Origin of the sequence: Bradyrhizobium sp. JR4.3 (genome assembly GCF_040547695.1) — a bacterium.
GTDB lineage: Bacteria > Pseudomonadota > Alphaproteobacteria > Rhizobiales > Xanthobacteraceae > Bradyrhizobium > Bradyrhizobium canariense.
In genome coordinates this window covers 79642-96072 of sequence record NZ_JBEPQF010000011.1, presented here as the reverse complement: position 1 = coordinate 96072, position 16431 = coordinate 79642, and the positions used below count along the sequence as shown (strand labels likewise).

General features: G+C 63.9%; 17 protein-coding genes and 1 pseudogene. 9 read left to right on the top strand and 9 right to left on the bottom strand.

The window, feature by feature from the left end; genetic code table 11:
- Positions 1-26 precede the first annotated feature (26 nt).
- From ABIB91_RS19230 to ald, 3 genes are all read right to left on the bottom strand, one after another.
- Positions 27-1085 carry a YeiH family protein gene (locus tag ABIB91_RS19230; RefSeq protein ID WP_354164478.1) on the bottom strand — a complete coding sequence of 353 codons (1059 nt, stop codon included), beginning with the start codon at positions 1083-1085 and terminating at the stop codon, positions 27-29.
- Between the two features lie 148 nt (positions 1086-1233).
- The gene (locus ABIB91_RS19225; RefSeq protein ID WP_007593267.1) at positions 1234-1452 is read right to left on the bottom strand and encodes a hypothetical protein; all 219 of its coding nucleotides are present in this window, start codon (positions 1450-1452) and stop codon (positions 1234-1236) included.
- 175 nt (positions 1453-1627) lie between these two features.
- Positions 1628-2743 (bottom strand): alanine dehydrogenase, encoded by a 1116-nt coding sequence (gene ald / locus ABIB91_RS19220; RefSeq protein ID WP_354164474.1) that lies wholly within the window; start codon positions 2741-2743, stop codon positions 1628-1630.
- A 134-nt stretch (positions 2744-2877) separates the two neighbouring features.
- Between ald and ABIB91_RS19215 the strand changes: the two genes are divergently transcribed.
- The 6 genes and pseudogenes from ABIB91_RS19215 (at position 2878) to ABIB91_RS19190 (ending at position 10268) form a co-directional block, all read left to right on the top strand.
- Positions 2878-3357 carry an Lrp/AsnC family transcriptional regulator gene (locus ABIB91_RS19215; RefSeq protein ID WP_007593271.1) on the top strand — a complete coding sequence of 160 codons (480 nt, stop codon included), beginning with the start codon at positions 2878-2880 and terminating at the stop codon, positions 3355-3357.
- A 150-nt stretch (positions 3358-3507) separates the two neighbouring features.
- Complete coding sequence (locus tag ABIB91_RS19210) at positions 3508-3999, top strand: (2Fe-2S)-binding protein (RefSeq protein WP_354164470.1); 492 nt, start codon at positions 3508-3510, stop codon at positions 3997-3999.
- The gene (locus ABIB91_RS19205) at positions 3996-5012 is read left to right on the top strand and encodes an FAD binding domain-containing protein (RefSeq protein WP_354164467.1); all 1017 of its coding nucleotides are present in this window, start codon (positions 3996-3998) and stop codon (positions 5010-5012) included. Before ABIB91_RS19210 ends, ABIB91_RS19205 begins: the two co-directional genes overlap by 4 nt.
- Positions 5013-5019: 7 nt before the next feature.
- Positions 5020-7224: a xanthine dehydrogenase family protein molybdopterin-binding subunit gene (locus tag ABIB91_RS19200; RefSeq protein ID WP_354164464.1), complete on the top strand. Its 2205-nt coding sequence runs from the start codon at positions 5020-5022 to the stop codon at positions 7222-7224.
- A gap of 103 nt (positions 7225-7327) precedes the next feature.
- Entirely contained in the window at positions 7328-9685 is a 2358-nt protein-coding gene (locus tag ABIB91_RS19195) for an Orn/Lys/Arg family decarboxylase (protein WP_354164461.1), read from the top strand.
- Between the two features lie 6 nt (positions 9686-9691).
- Positions 9692-10268 (top strand): annotated as a pseudogene (locus tag ABIB91_RS19190) (GNAT family N-acetyltransferase).
- A gap of 4 nt (positions 10269-10272) precedes the next feature.
- Here the strand turns inward: ABIB91_RS19190 and ABIB91_RS19185 are convergent.
- The 3 genes from ABIB91_RS19185 to ABIB91_RS19175 form a co-directional block, all read right to left on the bottom strand.
- Positions 10273-10485: a hypothetical protein gene (locus ABIB91_RS19185; RefSeq protein ID WP_007593289.1), complete on the bottom strand. Its 213-nt coding sequence runs from the start codon at positions 10483-10485 to the stop codon at positions 10273-10275.
- Between the two features lie 193 nt (positions 10486-10678).
- Positions 10679-11128 (bottom strand): flagellar basal body rod protein FlgC, encoded by a 450-nt coding sequence (locus ABIB91_RS19180; protein WP_007593291.1) that lies wholly within the window; start codon positions 11126-11128, stop codon positions 10679-10681.
- Between the two features lie 116 nt (positions 11129-11244).
- Entirely contained in the window at positions 11245-12294 is a 1050-nt protein-coding gene (locus tag ABIB91_RS19175; protein WP_354164458.1) for a hydroxyacid dehydrogenase, read from the bottom strand.
- A gap of 267 nt (positions 12295-12561) precedes the next feature.
- Here ABIB91_RS19175 and ABIB91_RS19170 point away from each other — a divergent pair, with 267 nt between their 5' ends.
- The 3 genes from ABIB91_RS19170 to ABIB91_RS19160 all read left to right on the top strand — a co-directional run bounded on the left by ABIB91_RS19170 (position 12562) and on the right by ABIB91_RS19160 (position 14195).
- Positions 12562-13128 (top strand): thiamine pyrophosphate-binding protein, encoded by a 567-nt coding sequence (locus tag ABIB91_RS19170; protein ID WP_007593293.1) that lies wholly within the window; start codon positions 12562-12564, stop codon positions 13126-13128.
- Between the two features lie 10 nt (positions 13129-13138).
- Entirely contained in the window at positions 13139-13741 is a 603-nt protein-coding gene (locus tag ABIB91_RS19165; protein WP_354127495.1) for a thiamine pyrophosphate-dependent enzyme, read from the top strand.
- Positions 13742-13817: 76 nt separating this feature from the next.
- Positions 13818-14195: a VanZ family protein gene (locus ABIB91_RS19160; RefSeq protein ID WP_354127494.1), complete on the top strand. Its 378-nt coding sequence runs from the start codon at positions 13818-13820 to the stop codon at positions 14193-14195.
- A gap of 43 nt (positions 14196-14238) precedes the next feature.
- Here ABIB91_RS19160 and ABIB91_RS19155 read toward each other — a convergent pair whose 3' ends face one another.
- The 3 genes from ABIB91_RS19155 to hyi all read right to left on the bottom strand — a co-directional run bounded on the left by ABIB91_RS19155 (position 14239) and on the right by hyi (position 16424).
- Positions 14239-14622: a DUF1236 domain-containing protein gene (locus ABIB91_RS19155; RefSeq protein ID WP_007593296.1), complete on the bottom strand. Its 384-nt coding sequence runs from the start codon at positions 14620-14622 to the stop codon at positions 14239-14241.
- 115 nt (positions 14623-14737) lie between these two features.
- Positions 14738-15625 carry a 2-hydroxy-3-oxopropionate reductase gene (locus ABIB91_RS19150; protein ID WP_354164454.1) on the bottom strand — a complete coding sequence of 296 codons (888 nt, stop codon included), beginning with the start codon at positions 15623-15625 and terminating at the stop codon, positions 14738-14740.
- 13 nt (positions 15626-15638) lie between these two features.
- On the bottom strand, positions 15639-16424 hold the full coding sequence (hyi, locus tag ABIB91_RS19145) for a hydroxypyruvate isomerase (RefSeq protein ID WP_354164452.1): 786 nt from the start codon (positions 16422-16424) through the stop codon (positions 15639-15641).
- Between the last annotated feature and the right edge of the window lie 7 nt (positions 16425-16431).

Here is a 16431-nt window from a genome sequence, read left to right as displayed (position 1 = left end):
CCCACCCTACGGCAGTGTCGCGCCGCTCACTTGAACCAGTGCACCAGCGCGATGCTGATGCCGAGCAGCAGCAGCAGCGACAGCGTTACGGCCGCCGTCACCCGCCCCCCGACATTGGCAAGTACCTTCACATCGACACCCAGGCCTAGCGCAGCCATCGACACCACCGTGAGAAAACCCGTGATCCGCGTGATCGGGGCAACCACCGTGCCCGGCACGATCTCCAGCGAGCGCAATGTCGCCAGCGCAAGGAAGCCGAGGATGAACCACGGGACCAGGCGGAAAAAGCCGACATTGCTCTTCTTGGCGTCGCTGTGCCAGCGCGAGGCCGTCAGCGAGAGGCCGACGACCACCGGCCCGAGCATCAGCACGCGCATCAGCTTGACGAGCGTGCCGATCTGCGTCGAGACGAGTCCCGCCGGCACCGTCGCGGCCAGCACCTGCGGCACGGCATAGACGGTGAGGCCTGCAAGGATTCCGTATTGGGTGGCCGATAGCTGCAGCAGCGGAATCAGCAGCGGCAAGCCGAGCACCATCATCACGCCGAGGATCGCGGTGAAGGAGATCGAGGATGCGATCTCGTCATTGTTGGCGCCGATGATCGGCGCCACCGCGGCGATCGCCGAATTGCCGCAGATCGAGTTGCCGCAGGCGATCAGGATCGAGAGCCGCGTCGAGAGACCAAGCAGGCGGCTGATGCCGAAGGAGACGCAGAGCGCGATCACGACGACCGCTGCGATCGAGGCCAACAGCGCGACCCCGGACGCCGCGATAGCAGCAAAGCTGATCGAGGCCCCCAGCAGCATGACGGCGACTTCGAGCAGTTGCTTGGCGCTGAAGGCGATGCCGGACTGCCAGCGCGGCGCGGGCTTCCAAAAGCTGCGCACGGCCATGCCGAGCAAGATCGCCATCACCAGCGCCTCGACATAGGGATGTTCGAAGACGCCCAATTCCGCCCGTTCGAGCAGGGCCGAAACGCCGGCCACGGCGATGCAGAGGAGGATCCCGGGAATCAGCGCGACGATGCGGCCAGTGGCCGTGGTCGGCTTGGCGTCGGCCGGGCTGGATGCTTGATTCTGCGACACAAATCTCTCCCAAGGAGAAGGATTTATACGCAGCGCCATCCGATTGGGAAATAAGTTTTCGACATATCAGGGCTCAGGGAAGTTCTATCCTCAGCCCGGAATAATCTGGCTCTGAAGGTCAGGCGCCCTTTAGAAGATCAGGCGCGCCTTAGAAGATCAGGCTCTTGGCCAGCGAGGCGACGCGGCTGAAGCCATCGTAGACGCCGGGCTCGAAGAAGGCCGCACGCGCCAGCACGATGCCGGCAACCAGCGACCAGAACAGGCCGGTGCCAACCCGCAGCAGCAGCTTCGACCCGCGCGAGCGCGGTTGGGTGTCCGTTGCGGACACCAATTGCTCGCCGAAAGGCTCAAACCTGGTGCGTTCCATAGCAGTCAATCCATCAATTTCTGATGGAAATGTCGTCGTTTCGGCCCCAAACAGCAATGGAAGCGATTGGCTTTTTTGCCTCCCGGCGGGGAAACTCCTTCCGCAGGACGGGCACGGGACAATAGTTTTCTTCTTCCGGCCTGGAAAACCGCTGCGCACTTTTCCGGATCGTGCTCTACGCCGCCAGCCCGCTCCCCACCGGAGCAAACTCCAGCCCGAGGCTCTCCGCCACCGCCTTGTTGGTGATGCGGCCGCGATGCACATTCAGCCCGTTGTGCAGATGTGGATTTTCCAGCACCGCCGCGAAGCCCTTGTTCGCGAGCATCAGGCCGAACGGCAGTGTCGCGTTGTTCAGCGCCTGGCTCGACGTCACCGGCACCGCGCCGGGCATGTTAGCCACGCAATAATGCACGATGCCGTCGACCAGATAGGTCGGATCGGCATGCGTGGTCGGGTGCGAAGTCTCGAAGCAGCCGCCCTGATCGATCGCGACGTCGACCAGCACGGCGCCCGGTCGCATCGATGTCAGCATCGCACGCGTGACAAGCTTGGGCGCACTCGCACCCGGCACCAGCACCGCGCCGATCACGACGTCGGCAGCGAACACCTCCTCCTCAACCGATTCGATGGTGGAGAAGCGGGTGCGCACGCGCCCGGCAAAGAGATCATCGAGCTCCCGCAACCGAGGAATCGAACGGTCGATCACGGTGACCTCGGCGCCAAGGCCCGCGGCCATGCGCGCGGCTTGCGTTCCCACCACGCCGCCGCCGAGCACGACGACCCGCGCCGGCTGCACGCCGGGAACGCCGCCCAGTAGAAGCCCGCGGCCGCCAGCCGATCGCTTGAGCGCGGCGCCGGCGGCCTCGATGGCGAGGCGGCCGGCGACTTCGCTCATCGGCGCAAGCAGGGGGAGGTGACCGGCCGCGTCGGTGACGGTTTCATAGGCGATCGCAGTACAGCCGGAGGCGAGCAAACCCCTGGCCTGTTCGGGATCCGGCGCGAGATGGAGATAAGTGAACAGGATCTGGCTTTCGCGGAGCTGGGCCCACTCGCTTTTCTGGGGCTCCTTCACCTTCACGATCATCTCCGACTTGGCGAAGATGTCGCGCGCGCTCTCGGCAATGGTGGCCCCTACCCGCCTATAGACTTCGTCGGATGCGCCGATGCCGCCACCCGCGCCGCTCTCGACGGTCACCTCGTGCCCGGCCGCGACATATTCGCGGACTGCGCCCGGGGTGAGCCCGACGCGATATTCCTGCACTTTGATTTCCTTGGGCACACCGACGCGCATCCCTGGCCTCCTTTTGATTCACCTCATGATCGTAGCGACCTGCCCGGTTTGGTTTCGTGCAAATATCCGCTAGCTTTGACATCCCTGCGCCGGTTTCCGGCGCGCAAACGCCCTTTCACGCTGGAAACGAAACTTTGGCCCTCGACCGGAAAGATCTCGCAATCCTCGCGGAACTCACGACCAATGCGCGGGCCAGCCACACCGAGCTCGCCAACAAGGTTGGGCTATCAAGCACCGCGCTCGCGCGGCGCCAGAAGGCGCTGGAAGACGACGGCTATATCCAGGACTATCAGGCCACGCTCGACCTCGCGCAGTTCGGCCTTACCACCACGGTGCTGGTCCGCATCGCGTTGGAAAGCCAAAGCGACGAGGCGTTGAAGGCGTTCGAGGCGGAAGTGGTGAAATGCCCGTCCGTCGTGCGCTGCTTCCTGATGTCGGGGACCGACGACTACATCCTGATCGTGCTCGCCCGCGACATCCAGGATTTTGAGCGCATCCACCGCATGGAGCTGTCGCGCCTGCCGCGCGTCGCGCGGGTGCAATCGAGCTTCGCGCTGCGCGAGGTCGTCAACCGCGCCGTGCCGAATGTGGTGTTCGGCGAAGCGAAGCGCTGATCGCAACCTCTCGGAAAGGCGAACTGCCGGCAAGGGAATCAAAAGGAACCAACCGGTCGGTGATCCGTTGGGCGCTATTGGCCGGCGGAGGCGTGCCCCCGCGTCAACACGGCTGACGTCCGGCACGGTCGCCGTCGCAGGGAGCAGGACATGGGCGATGTCACGCATCAAATTTCCGAACGCATTCCGATCCATCTTGTCGTCAACGGCGTCAGTCACACGCTCGATCTCGTGCCATGGACCACGCTGCTCGATGCCTTGCGCGACCATCTTGCGCTGAGCGGCACCAAGAAGGGCTGCGACCATGGTCAGTGCGGCGCCTGCACGGTGCTGGTGGACGGCCGGCGAATCAATTCCTGCCTCACGCTCGCCGTCATGAAGGACGGCGCGAAGATCACGACCATCGAAGGCCTTGCCAACGACGGCGCGCTGCATCCACTGCAACAGGCGTTTATCGACCATGACGCCTTCCAGTGCGGCTATTGCACGCCGGGACAGATATGTTCGGCGGCCGGACTGCTCGTCGAAGGCCGTGCCAAAGATACCGACGAGATCCGGGAGTTGATGAGCGGAAACCTCTGCCGCTGCGGCGCCTATCCGAACATCGTCGCCGCCATCCAGCAGGCAATGGGCCAGCCATGAACAACTTCCAATACGCCCGAGCCAATGATGTCGCCGACGCGATTCGCCTGCTCGCCGCCGATCCCGGCGCAAAACTCATTGCCGGCGGCACAAATCTGATCGACCTGATGAAAGAGAATGTCGAGCGCCCCTCCCGGCTGATCGACATTTCCCGCCTGCCGCTGCGCAAGGTCGAGGAGACGTCCGACGGGTCCCTGCGCATCGGCGCGCTGGTGCCGAACTCGGACCTCGCCTACCACCCACTGATCGAGCAGCGCTATCCCCTGCTCGCCAGCGCCATTCTGGCCGGCGCATCGGCGCAATTGCGCAACATGGCCTCCGTCGGCGGCAATCTGATGCAGCGAACGCGCTGTGCCTATTTCTATGACACGGCCACGCCCTGCAACAAACGACATCCCGGCAGCGGCTGCTCGGCGATGGACGGGCTGAACCGCAACCATGCGATCCTGGGTACGAGCGCCGCCTGCATCGCGACCAATCCATCCGACATGAGCGTGGCGCTGGCCGCGCTCGATGCGCGCGTGCACATCGCGGGTCCCTCCGGCGAACGCAACATCGCGCTGACCGATTTCCATCGGCTGCCCGGCGACAAGCCTCATGTGGATACCAATCTCGGCACCGGCGAGATCATCACGGCGATCGAGCTGCCGCAGCGCGGCTTTGCTCAAAACTACAGCTACCTCAAAATTCGCGACCGCATGTCCTATGCTTTTGCTCTGGTCTCGGTTGCCGCCGCGCTCGAATTGGAGGGCAACGCAATCAGCGGGGCACGCGTGGCGCTCGGCGGCGTGGCTCACAAGCCCTGGCGCAGCCTCGAAGCCGAAGCTGCGTTGCGCGGCCAGGCCGCGACGCCCGATCATTTCGCGCACGCCGCGGAGCTCTTGCTTCAGGGAGCAACGCCCCGCTCACATAACGGCTTCAAGGTCGAGCTCGCCCGCCGCGCCATCGTGCGGACGCTGACACAGGCGGCGAACGCCACGCCGCAATCCCAGGCCCACAAGAAGATCGCGTGAGGGACCGATGAACGCTTATGTCGGAACGCCAACGTCGCGTGTCGATGGCCGGGCCAAGGTCACCGGGGCCGCCAGATACGCCGGCGAATTTCCGGCGGACGGGCTCCTCCATGGCTTCGTGGTCGAGGCCACCGTTCCATGCGGGCGCATTGCCCGCCTCGACACCAGTACGGCACTCCAGGTCGAAGGCGTACTCGACGTGCTCACGCATGCGAACCGTCCGCCGCTGGCCGACAAGGACGATTCGTGGAAGGACGAAGTAGCGCCCGAGGAAGGCTCGCCTTTCCGTCCGCTTTATGATGACACGATCAAGTTCAATGGCCAGCCGATTGCGTTGGTCGTGGCGGAGGACTGGGAAACCGCGAAATTTGCCGCGACTCTCGTGCGGGTCGAATATGAGCAGCATGGTTTTGCGACCGACCTCGAAGGCGAGCGCAGCAACGCTGCCGAGAAGGACAAGCCGCACAAGCCGCGGGGCGACGCCGTAGCGGCTCTTGCGGGAGCTTATGTGCGCCACGAGGCGGACTACGTGATACCGACCGAGCATCACAATCCGATGGAGCTCTATGCGACTACGGCGGTCTGGGACAGCAATGGCAAGCTCACGATCTACGACAAGACTCAAGGCGTCCAGAACGTACACAAGTTTCTATGCAGCGTGTTCGATAAGAAGCCGGATGACATTCGCGTGATCTCGCCCTACGTCGGCGGCGCCTTCGGCTCCGGCTTGCGGCCGCAATATCAGGTGGTGTTGGCAACGCTCGGCGCGCTCGCGCTGAAGCGATCCGTTCGCGTCGTGCTGACGCGCCAGCAGATGTACGGGCTCGGCTACCGGCCGATGACGATCGAGCGCGTCGGGCTTGGCGCAAAATCGGATGGTACGCTCGATTCAGTCACGCACGAGGCCATTGCCGTCACCTCGCGCTACGAGGATTTTGCGCGCAACGATACCGGCTGGGCCGAACAGCTCTACAAGAGTCCGAACAGCCGCTTCGCGCACAAGCTGGTTCACCTTGACGTCTCCACGCCTTGCGATATGCGCGCACCGGGCGCGGCGTCGGGCGTCTGCGCGCTCGAATGCGCCATGGACGAGCTCGCCGTCGCGCTCAAGCTCGACCCGGTCGAACTGCGGCTGAAGTGCTACTCGGATCGCGACCAGAGCGAAAACCTGCCCTACACCAGCAAGCAGTTGCGCGAATGCTACGCGCGCGGCGCGGACGCCTTCGGCTGGAGCAGACGCAATCCTGTGCCGCGCTCGATGCGCGACGGCAAGGAGCTGGTCGGCTGGGGCATGGCGACGGGTGTGTGGGAAGCACTGCAGATGCCGGTCGCCGTCCGTATCGCGCTGACGTCGAACGGACATGCCGAGGTGTCATGTGCCGCATCGGACATCGGCACCGGCACCTACACCATTGTCGCTCAGGTCGCAGCCGACGCACTCGGCCTGCCAATCGAGAACATCAGCGTCAGGCTCGCAGATTCCAGTCTGCCGCAGGCGCCTGTCGAGGGCGGCTCCTGGATGGCCGCCTCGAGCGCACATGCGGTGCTCGCAGCCGCCGAGGAAGTGCGCAAGGAGCTGTTAGCTCTGGCCGGGAAGATGCCAGGCTCGCCGGTCGCCGGCGCCGAGCTTGTCGATACGGTGCTGACCGACGGCAGCATTGCCAGCGCCAGCGACAACAGCCGCGCAGTCTCGATCGCCGACGCGATGCGCCATGGCGGTGTCGAACGTATCGAGAAGGAAAAGCTCAACCAGTTCGGTGAGGACAAGAAACACGCGCGCAACACCCATTCGGCCGTCTTCGCCGAGGTCAAGGTGGACGAAGAGCTAAACGTCATTCGCGTGACGCGGGTCGTGAGCGCCGTTGCGGCCGGGCGGATTCTGAACACCAAGACCGGCCGCAGCCAGATCATGGGCGGCGTGGTCTGGGGGATCGGGATGGCGCTCCATGAGGAGACGGTGATGGATCATCGCTTCGGTCGGATCATGAACGCGAACATCGCCGAGTACCACATTCCCGTGAATGCGGATGTTCACGACATCGACGTGATCTTCGTCGACGAGCCGGACGCGCACATCAACGGGCTCGGCATCAAGGGCATTGGCGAGATTGGCATCGTCGGCGTCCCGGCGGCGATCGCAAACGCCGTCTATCACGCCACCGGCAAACGCATCCGCCGCTTCCCGATCACATTGGACAAGCTGCTGGACTGAGCCGATGGTCATCCGACCCGGCCCGCTCGGGATCGCGCTCCCTGTCATCCAGCTGTCATCAAATGTGTCGAGACCTGTCGGTCTCGCACATTCGGGACATGACATGGACTATTTCAAGCGCTTCAACTTCCTGTTCGCCGCACCTGTGTTCGACGCCGACGACCTCGAAGGTGTCCGCTTCAACCAGATCATCGAGGAGATCCAGCGTTCCGGCTTCGAGGTCGTTCGCGCCCGCAAGCTGGAGGACGCGGAGATGGCGGTGCAGACCGATGCCGCGATCGGCTGCATGGTGGTGGACTGGGGCAAGAAGGGCCTAGAGGGCAAGACCTCGGCGCTGATCAATTTGATGCGGCGGCGCGGCCTCGATTTCCCGATCATCCTCCTGATCCGGCGCAAGCGGTTCGAGGATCTGCCGGTCGAGGTGCTCGACTTCATCGACGGTTATGTCTTCCTGTCCGAGGAGACACCGACCTTCATCGCCAAGAACCTGATCAGCCGTCTGAAGCAATATGCGGAGACGCTGAAGACGCCCTTCTTCGGCGCGCTGGTCGATTATGCCGAAGAGGGCAACCAGCTCTGGACCTGTCCAGGCCACAATGGCGGCGTGTTCTACAACCGCAGTCCGATCGGGCGGGTGTTCGTCGAACATCTCGGCGAGTCCGTGTTCCGCGACGACCTCGACAATTCCGTGCTCGACCTCGGCGACCTCCTCACCCACGAAGGTCCCGCGCTAAGGGCGCAGAAGGAAGCCGCCCAGATTTTTGGCGCGGAAAAGACCTATTTCGTGCTCAACGGAACCTCGACATCGAACAAGATCGCGCTCGGCGCTCTCGTCACCGACGGCGATCTCGTGCTGTTCGACCGCAACAATCACAAAGCCGCTCATCATGGCGCGCTGATGATCAATGGCGGCGTTCCGGTCTACGTGCCGACCATCCGCAACGCCTGGGGCCTGATTGGCCCGATGCGCTGGGACATGCTCGACGAGAAAACCTTGCGCGAGACGATCCGCAATCATCCCTTGGTGACGGACAAGGACGCCTGGCGCAAGGAGCGGCCGTTCCGCGTCGCCGTGGTCGAGCAGTGCACCTATGACGGCACCATTCACAGCGCCGAGATGATCTTGAAGCGCATCGGCCATCTCTGCGAGTACATCCTGTTCGACGAGGCTTGGGCCGGCTTCATGAAATTCCACCCGCTCTATGCCGGCCGCTTCGCCATGGGGCTGACCAACCTTCCCCCCGAGGCTCCCGGCATCATCGCGACGCAGTCGACCCACAAGCAGCTCGCGAGCTTCTCGCAGGCATCCCAGATCCACATCAAGGATCGTCACATCCGCGGCCAGAAACGGCGCGTCGAGCACCGCCGCTTCAACGAAAGTTTCATGCAGCACGCTTCCACGTCGCCATTCTACCCGCTGTTCGCCTCGCTCGACGTCGGCGCACAGATGATGAAGGGCCGCTCCGGCGAAGTGTTGTGGGACGACACGATCCGGCTCGGCATCGAGTTGCGCAAGAAAATCCGCGCGATGCGCCGGGAGTTCGAGGAGAAGGAGCAGACTCCGGACCGCCGCTGGTTCTTCGAACCCTTCGTCCCCGACCGCGTCGCAATTCCCGACGTCAGCCGCGCCGGCGCCGCCCACAACGTCGCCTGGGAAACACTCTCCACCGACGAACTCGCCACCAACCCTGCGCTGTGGCAGCTCTCCCCCGACAGCGCCTGGCATGGCTTCCCTGGCCTCAGCGAGGGCTTTGCCATGACCGATCCGAACAAGCTGACGCTGCTCACGCCCGGCTTCGATCGCATCACCGGCGCCTATGTCGAGCACGGCATCCCCGCGCCGGTCGTCGCGCAATATCTGCGCGAGAACCGCATCGTCCCCGAGAAGAACGACCTCAACTCCCTGCTCTTCCTGCTCACTCCGGGCGTCGAAGCAAGCAAGGCGGGCACGCTGATCTCCGGTCTCGTCGCATTCAAGCGGCTGCACGACGACAATGCGCTGCTGGCCGACGCCATCCCGGAGTTCTGCCAGCGACGGCAGGCGCGCTATGCCGGCGTGCGGCTGCGCGATCTCTGCGGCGATATGCACCGTTTCTTCCGTGCCGCCGACGTCAGCGCACTCCAGGCCCGGCAGTTCATGCCCGAGCACATGCCTGACATCGCGATGTCGCCCCGCGATGCCGCGCGCTACCTGTTCCGCAACGATGTCGACTATCTGCCGATCGAGGCGATCACGGGCCGCATCGCCACCACGCCCTTCGTGGTCTATCCGCCCGGCATCGCAACCATCGTGCCCGGCGAGCGGCTGACGGAACGGGCCAAGCCCATGCTGGATTATCTCAAGATGTTCGAGACCTGCTTCAACACGTTCCCGGGCTTCGATGTGGAAATCCAGGGCGTCTACAAGGAGATCGATGCGCAGGGGCGCATCGGGCTCTATACTTACGTCGTTGCCGGGTAGGTGCCGATGAACGAAACTGCGATTGCGCGCCCGGATGACGGGCCAGTCGTGGTCCGGCCCTCACGCGAGAGCGACGTCGATGCGATGCTGGCGATCTACCGCCATCACGTCCGCAACGGCGTGCCGCGCGATGTCGAGGGAACCGGTGCGCCCGAGCCGGACGATCTGCGCGATCGGCGCAAGAACCTGAAGCAGACCCGCCTGCCGCATCTGGTCGCGACCTTTCGTGGTGAAGTCGTGGGATATGCCTATGCGGTACTGTTCCGCAAGCGTCCAGCTTATCGCTACGCCGCCAAGCATTCGATATGTGCACCACGACCATCTCGGCCGCGGAGTCGGACGGCTATTGCTGCAGGAGTTGATCGACGCGTGTGCGGCGGCCGGCTTCCGCCAGATGATCGGCTATATCGATGCCGACAATGCCCCCTCGCTGGCGCTGCACGAGAAGTTCGGTTTCGCGCGCGCCGGCCTGCTCTGCGGTGTCGCCTATCGCAACGGTCACTGGTCCGACACCGTCATGGTACAGCGCTCGCTCGGTGCCGGCGTCACCGCGCCGCCGCCCGTCACGGCGCCCGGCCGCTAGGCCCTCACGACGGAAAGTCAGCCGGTCTGACCTGGATGCGGTCGGCATGCAAGGACCAGTGGTGCAGTGCCTGGTCCTCGCAAAACCTCGCCTTCGCCCGCTCTCTGGCTTCGTTCTCGTCGGAAGCGTCGATCTCGAGCGTGCCCTGGCACACCTCGATCTGCCGGCCGTACTGGCCGAGCACGTCCTTCATGAACCTGACCACATAAGTTGACATGGGACCTCCTGCCTGCCCCGGCGGCGCTCACTCTAATCCCATTTAGCCGGATTGCGGGAGGGAGATTTTGATGCGGATCAAGGTCGGGGCGCGGTTCCCGCCCGCCGACAGTCGTCGGCTCAATCCGTCAACCACCCCCGCCCTGCCTAGGGGCCTGCGGAAGGCGCGCGCGACACGAGCGCCCGCGCCGACATCACGTCGTGATGTCGAGTAGCGACTCTGTCGTTTCTGAATAGGCCTGAATGACCTTCGCATTGGCAATGAAGCTGTACTTCGCGGTCGCCAGTTGAACGAATTCGCTGGCGAGATCGACATTCGGCGCGGCGACCAGGCCGTCCTGGTTTGCGAAGGGGGCGCTTGGGTCGGATTGTGCGGTAAAGCTCGGCGAAACCGCCGACACGGTCGTGAACGTACCGCCCGGCGTCGAGCCGCTCGATTGGTCGACCTGATCGACTCGCAACGGCACATAAGCCGCGGGAAACGTCGGACTAATGCTCGAACTGACCGCACTGGCCGATGTGCTCGATCCGCCTGACGCAGGTAGCGGGCCTGTCGTGCGAATGTTGGCGATATTGCTCGCGGCCACGTTCACACGCAAACTCGCCGCGGAAAGTCCGGATGTCGCAATCGAAAATATGCTCATGAACCCTGATCTACAGGACAAGTCATACGTGTTCACTCACGCCATCAGTAAAATCCGCCGCTTTCTGTTTTCATCCTCGTAACCAGCGATCGGAGCACGATCAGACTTCGCGCGCCCTACGCCGGCATCACACCAAACGCCTGCTTGAACCGCTCCGCATAGCGCGGCCAGACCTCGGGATTGATGATGCGCGGCGGGCGCTTGCCGTCGAGCGTATCCAGCACCTGCTCGGCGGCGATGCGGCCCATGTTCTGGCGCGCCTCGATCGTGACGCCGGCCGTATGCGGGCTCGCCAGCACGTTGTCGAGCTGGAGCAGCGGATGCTCCGGCGGCGGCGGCTCCTTCGACCAGACGTCGAGACCGGCGCCCGCAATGCGCTTGTCACGCAACGCCTGGAGCAGCGCATCTTCATCGTGGATGAAGCCACGCGCCGTGGTGATAAAGTACGCATGCGGCTGCATCAACCCAAACTCGCGCACGCTGATCATATTGCGGCTGCCCTTGTCGAGCGGACAGGAGATCGAGACGAAGTCGGCACGGCGCAAGAGCTCGTCGAGCTCGACCTTCTCGCCGCCCCGCTCGGCCATCATTTCGGCCGTCAGGTACGGATCGTAGGCAAGCACCTTCATGCCGAACAGGCCCTTGCACAGCGCGGCGATGCGGCGACCGACATTGCCGAGGCCGATAATGCCGACGGTCTTGTGCTCGATCTCGTTGCCGACGAGTTCGTTGCGGTTGACGTTGGACTCCCTGCGGAGCTTGCGGTCGGACTGGATGATGCGCTTGGACAGCGTCAGCATCATCGCCAGCGCATGCTCGGCGACGGAATGGGCGTTGCCGCCGGACTGGTTGACGACCAGCACGCCGGCATCGGTGCAGGCCTCGACGTCAACAGGATCGAATCCAGCGCCGTTGCTGGAGACGAGCAGCAGGTTCGGCGCGCGCTTCAGGAAGGCAGCATCGACATGGAAATGCGGGGCCAGTTCGTCACGGGCGGCGCCGATCTGGTAGACATGAGCCGCTTCGATGATCGGCGCGAAATATTCCTCGGGGCTCTCGTTCTCGATGCGATCGAGCCGGACGTCGGGCCGCGCCTTCAGAATGTCGATATAGATCGGATTGGCCAGATATTTAACGTAGAAGACGCGCTTGCTGTTGACGGACATCAGGACCCTTCCGGCTTTCTCCAGGAGATCCGCAGGGCCAGCGCGGCGCGCGATCCTTTCATACGTTCCTCCGTTCTCTTGTTATTGCCGCTTATGACACGGCGGCACCGGCCGCGGCAGGCCGTCTGGCGCAGATCACGGTGCAGCCCGGACATGTTGACAATCCCGCTGCCTGCGTCAAGTTCGGCAGACCGCCGCGACGGCCAAGACGATGGCCACGACAAAGGCAAAAGACCAAGAAGCATGCGCGGCCGAAGGGAGAACGCAATGCCGATTGCGGAGCAACAGACCTCGTCCGAGGCGGCGCAGACCTCCAGCGACAAGAGCTGGCACGGCATCGTCCTGCAAACGCTGAAGCGGAACGAGATCAGCCTCGTCCCTTACGTGCCCGACCGCGTGCTGACGCCGCTGATCAAGAACCTGCACGCCGATCCGTTCTTCACCACCTTTGCCACCGCCCGCGAGGAGGAGGCCGTCGGCATCGTCTCGGGCGCCTGGATGGGCGGACGACGGGGCGCGGTGTTGATGCAGACCTCGGGGTTTGCGACGCTCGCCAACGTGCTGGCCTCGCTTGCGGTGCCCTACCAGATTCCGCTGATCATGTTCGTGTCTGAGCGCGGCACGCTCGGCGAATTCAATTACGGCCAGTCACTGGTCTGCCGCACCATGCGTCCGGTGCTGGATTCGCTGGCGCTGGAGCATCACACCATCACCCGGCTCGACGAGCTCGAATTCATTGCCGACCGTTCGATCAAGCAGGCCATCACGACGCAGGCGCCAGTCGCGCTGATCCTCAACCCGCTGCTCACGGGCGGCAAGGTGTTCGACAAGTGAGGACGGCCAAATGAAGACAGACGCGCGCAACACTAAAGTGATGAACCGCTTCGACGTCACCTCGCGCCTGATCGCGAAACTCGAGCACGAGGAAGCCGTGATCGGCGGCATCGGCAATACCAATTTCGACCTCTGGGCCGCCGGCCACCGTCCGCAGAATTTCTACATGCTCGGCAGCATGGGCCTCGCCTTCCCGATCGCGCTGGGCGTGGCGCTGGCGCAACCGGACCGGCGCGTCTTTGCGCTCGAAGGCGATGGTTCGCTCCTGATGCAGCTCGGCGCGCTCTCGACGATCGCGGCGTTGAAGCCGAAGAACCTCATCATGATCGTGATGGACAACGGCATCTACCAGATCACCGGCGCGCAGCCGACACCGGCCGCGAACGTAGCTGACATCGTCGCCATCGCGACCGGCTCCGGGCTTGCCAATAGCGCCTGGGCCGCGGACGAGGAGGATTTCGAGCGTCTGGTCGAGGAAGCCATGTCGGCTGGCGAGCCCAGCCTGATCGCCGTTCGTATCGATGACAAGCCCGGCGTCGGCGCCACCCGACGCGATCCCGTACAAATCCGGGAACGCTTCATGCACGGCCTGGGCGTGCGCGAGCCGCTTTAACGTTTCGTCATTAACTACACGGCGATCTGATCCCGGCGCCTCGGCAAGCTGCTGCAATCCGTGCTAAGCGGTCCGGATGTCCATTTTGGTTCGCTCCTCTGCCTGGCTGCTTGCCGCCGCCGTCGCCTTTGCAACCCTCGGTCCGCCCGGCCTGCGGCCCCATTCCGACCTTGGCCAGGACGGCGAGCATGCCCTTGCCTTCGTCCTGGTGGGACTAGCCTTCGGCTTCGCCTATCCGCGCCGCCGCCTGTCGGCGACAGCCATCGCCGTGGTGCTGATCGGCCTGCTCGAACTGATGCAATTCTGGGCACCGGGACGACATCCGCGGCTGGAGGACTTTCTGGTCGATGCCGGCACCACCTGCATCGGCTTCGCGCTGGCGGCCATCGCCGATTGGGCCATGACGCGGTTTCGCGTAAATTCGGCCCTCTCGAGTCAAGGCCCCGCGGAGTGACGCTCCGCAGGGCCCGTCTCTTCAAAGCTCACGCTCTGATCGATCAGTCGATGATCTTGACGACGCGGCGCGTGCGCGGCTCCACGATCACGCGGCGATCGTTCACGACCGCATAGCGATATTCGGTGTAGTTCGGCACGGGCCGCAGCACCACGGTCGGCGGCAGCGGCTCGCCGACCACGACGCGCTCGTGGACCACGACCGAATCATCACGCGGAATTCCGCCGAGGATCGCATTCGGGATTTCCAGACCAGCGCCGACCGCCGCCCCGACGGTACCACCGACCATCGCTCCGACCGGGCCGCCGATGTCGCCGCCCGCGCGTGCGCCGTTCCTGGCGCCCTCTTCGGTCGTCGACTGAGCAAAGGCCGCACTCGACGCCAGCAGCGACGCGGCAGCCAACGAAATCGCAAGACGGGTTTTCATGTGCTTATGTCTCCAGTGATTGTTGTGCGCCTTCAACCGCGGGGCCGGATCATTGTTCCGGTTCCCCGCCCGATCTAGACGGCACCAAAACCGGAGACTGTTACCCGGTAACAGTTCAGGCCGCCGCGATCTCGTGGCCCGCCATCAGTTCCAGCGCGCGCACCATCGCCGAGTGATCCCAGCCCTTGCCGCCATGCGCGGCGCAGGACGAGAATAGTTGCTGCGCCACTGCCGTGCTCGGCAGCGACAGGCCGAGCGCGCGGGCGCCTTCAAGCGCGAGGTTGAGATCCTTCTGGTGCAGCTCGATGCGGAAGCCGGGATCGAAATTGCGCTTCACCATGCGCTCGCCATGCACTTCGAGAATCCGGGACGACGCAAAGCCGCCCATCAGGGCCTGCCGCACCAGCGCCGGATCCGCACCGGCTTTCGACGCGAACAGTAGCGCTTCGCTGACCGCCTCGATCGTCAACGCGACGATGATCTGGTTGGCGACCTTCGTCGTCTGGCCGTCGCCATTGGCGCCGACGCGGGTGACGTTCTTTCCCATCCGGTCGAAGATCGGCTTCATGGTGTTGAAGGCGCGCTCGGGGCCACCGACCATGATGGTGAGGCTTGCCGCCTTGGCACCGACCTCCCCGCCTGACACCGGTGCATCGAGATAATCCGCGCCGAGCGCCTCGATCTTCTTCGCAAATTCCTTGGTCGCCAGCGGCGAGATCGAGCTCATGTCGACTACGATCTTGCCCTTGGAAATGCCGCCCGCGACGCCGTCCTTGCCGAACAGCACGGCCTCCACATGCGGGGTATCCGGCACCATGATGATGACAGCATCCGCCTCCTCCGCGACCTCCTTGCTTGACTTGCAGTCAACGCCGCCGGCCGCGATCAGCTCGGGTGCGACCGGCCCGACATCGTGCAGGAGAACGCGATGGCCTGCAGCCAGAAGATGGCCGGCCATCGGCCGCCCCATGGTGCCAAGTCCGATAAAGCCGATGTCGATCATGTCTACGGTTTCCTCAGGTCTCGAAAGTCTGCGCCGCGTGCCAGGACAAGCCTTCCAGCGTCGTGGTGCGCGGCTTGTATTCGCAACCAATCCAGCCGCGATAGCCGATCGCGTCGAGATGGCGGAACAGGAAGGGATAGTTGATCTCGCCGGTGCCGGGCTCGTTGCGGCCGGGATTGTCGGCGAGCTGGATGTGCGCAATCTGCGGCAGATATTCCTGCATGGTGCGGGCGAGATCGCCCTCCATGATTTGCATGTGATAGATGTCGTATTGGATGAACAGATTGTTGGAGCGCACCTCGGAGATCAGCTGCACGGCCTGCTCGGTGCCGTTCAGGAAGAAGCCGGGAATGTCGAGCGTGTTGATCGGCTCGACCAGGAGCTTGATGTTCTCGCGCGCCAGGGTCGAAGCTGCAAACCGCAGATTCCCGACCAGCGTTTCGTTGAGCTCACGCGGGTCGGCATCGACAGGCGCGATGCCGACGAGACAGTTGAGCTGCTCGCAATCGAGTGCCTTGGCATAGTCGATGGCGCGAAACACGCCGTCCCGGAACTCGCTGACACGATCCGGCAGGATCGCGATGCCGCGCTCGCCTGCCGCCCAATTGCCGGCCGGCAGATTGTGCAGCACCTGCGTCAGCCCATGGCGGTCGAGCTGCTCGCGCAAAAGCGCCTTGTCGAAATCATAGGGGAAGAGGTACTCGACCCCGGAAAAGCCCGCCGCTTTGGCCGCGGCGAAGCGGTCCACGAACGGCATTTCGTTGAAGAGCATGGTGAGGTTGGCGGCGAATCTCGGCATGATGCTG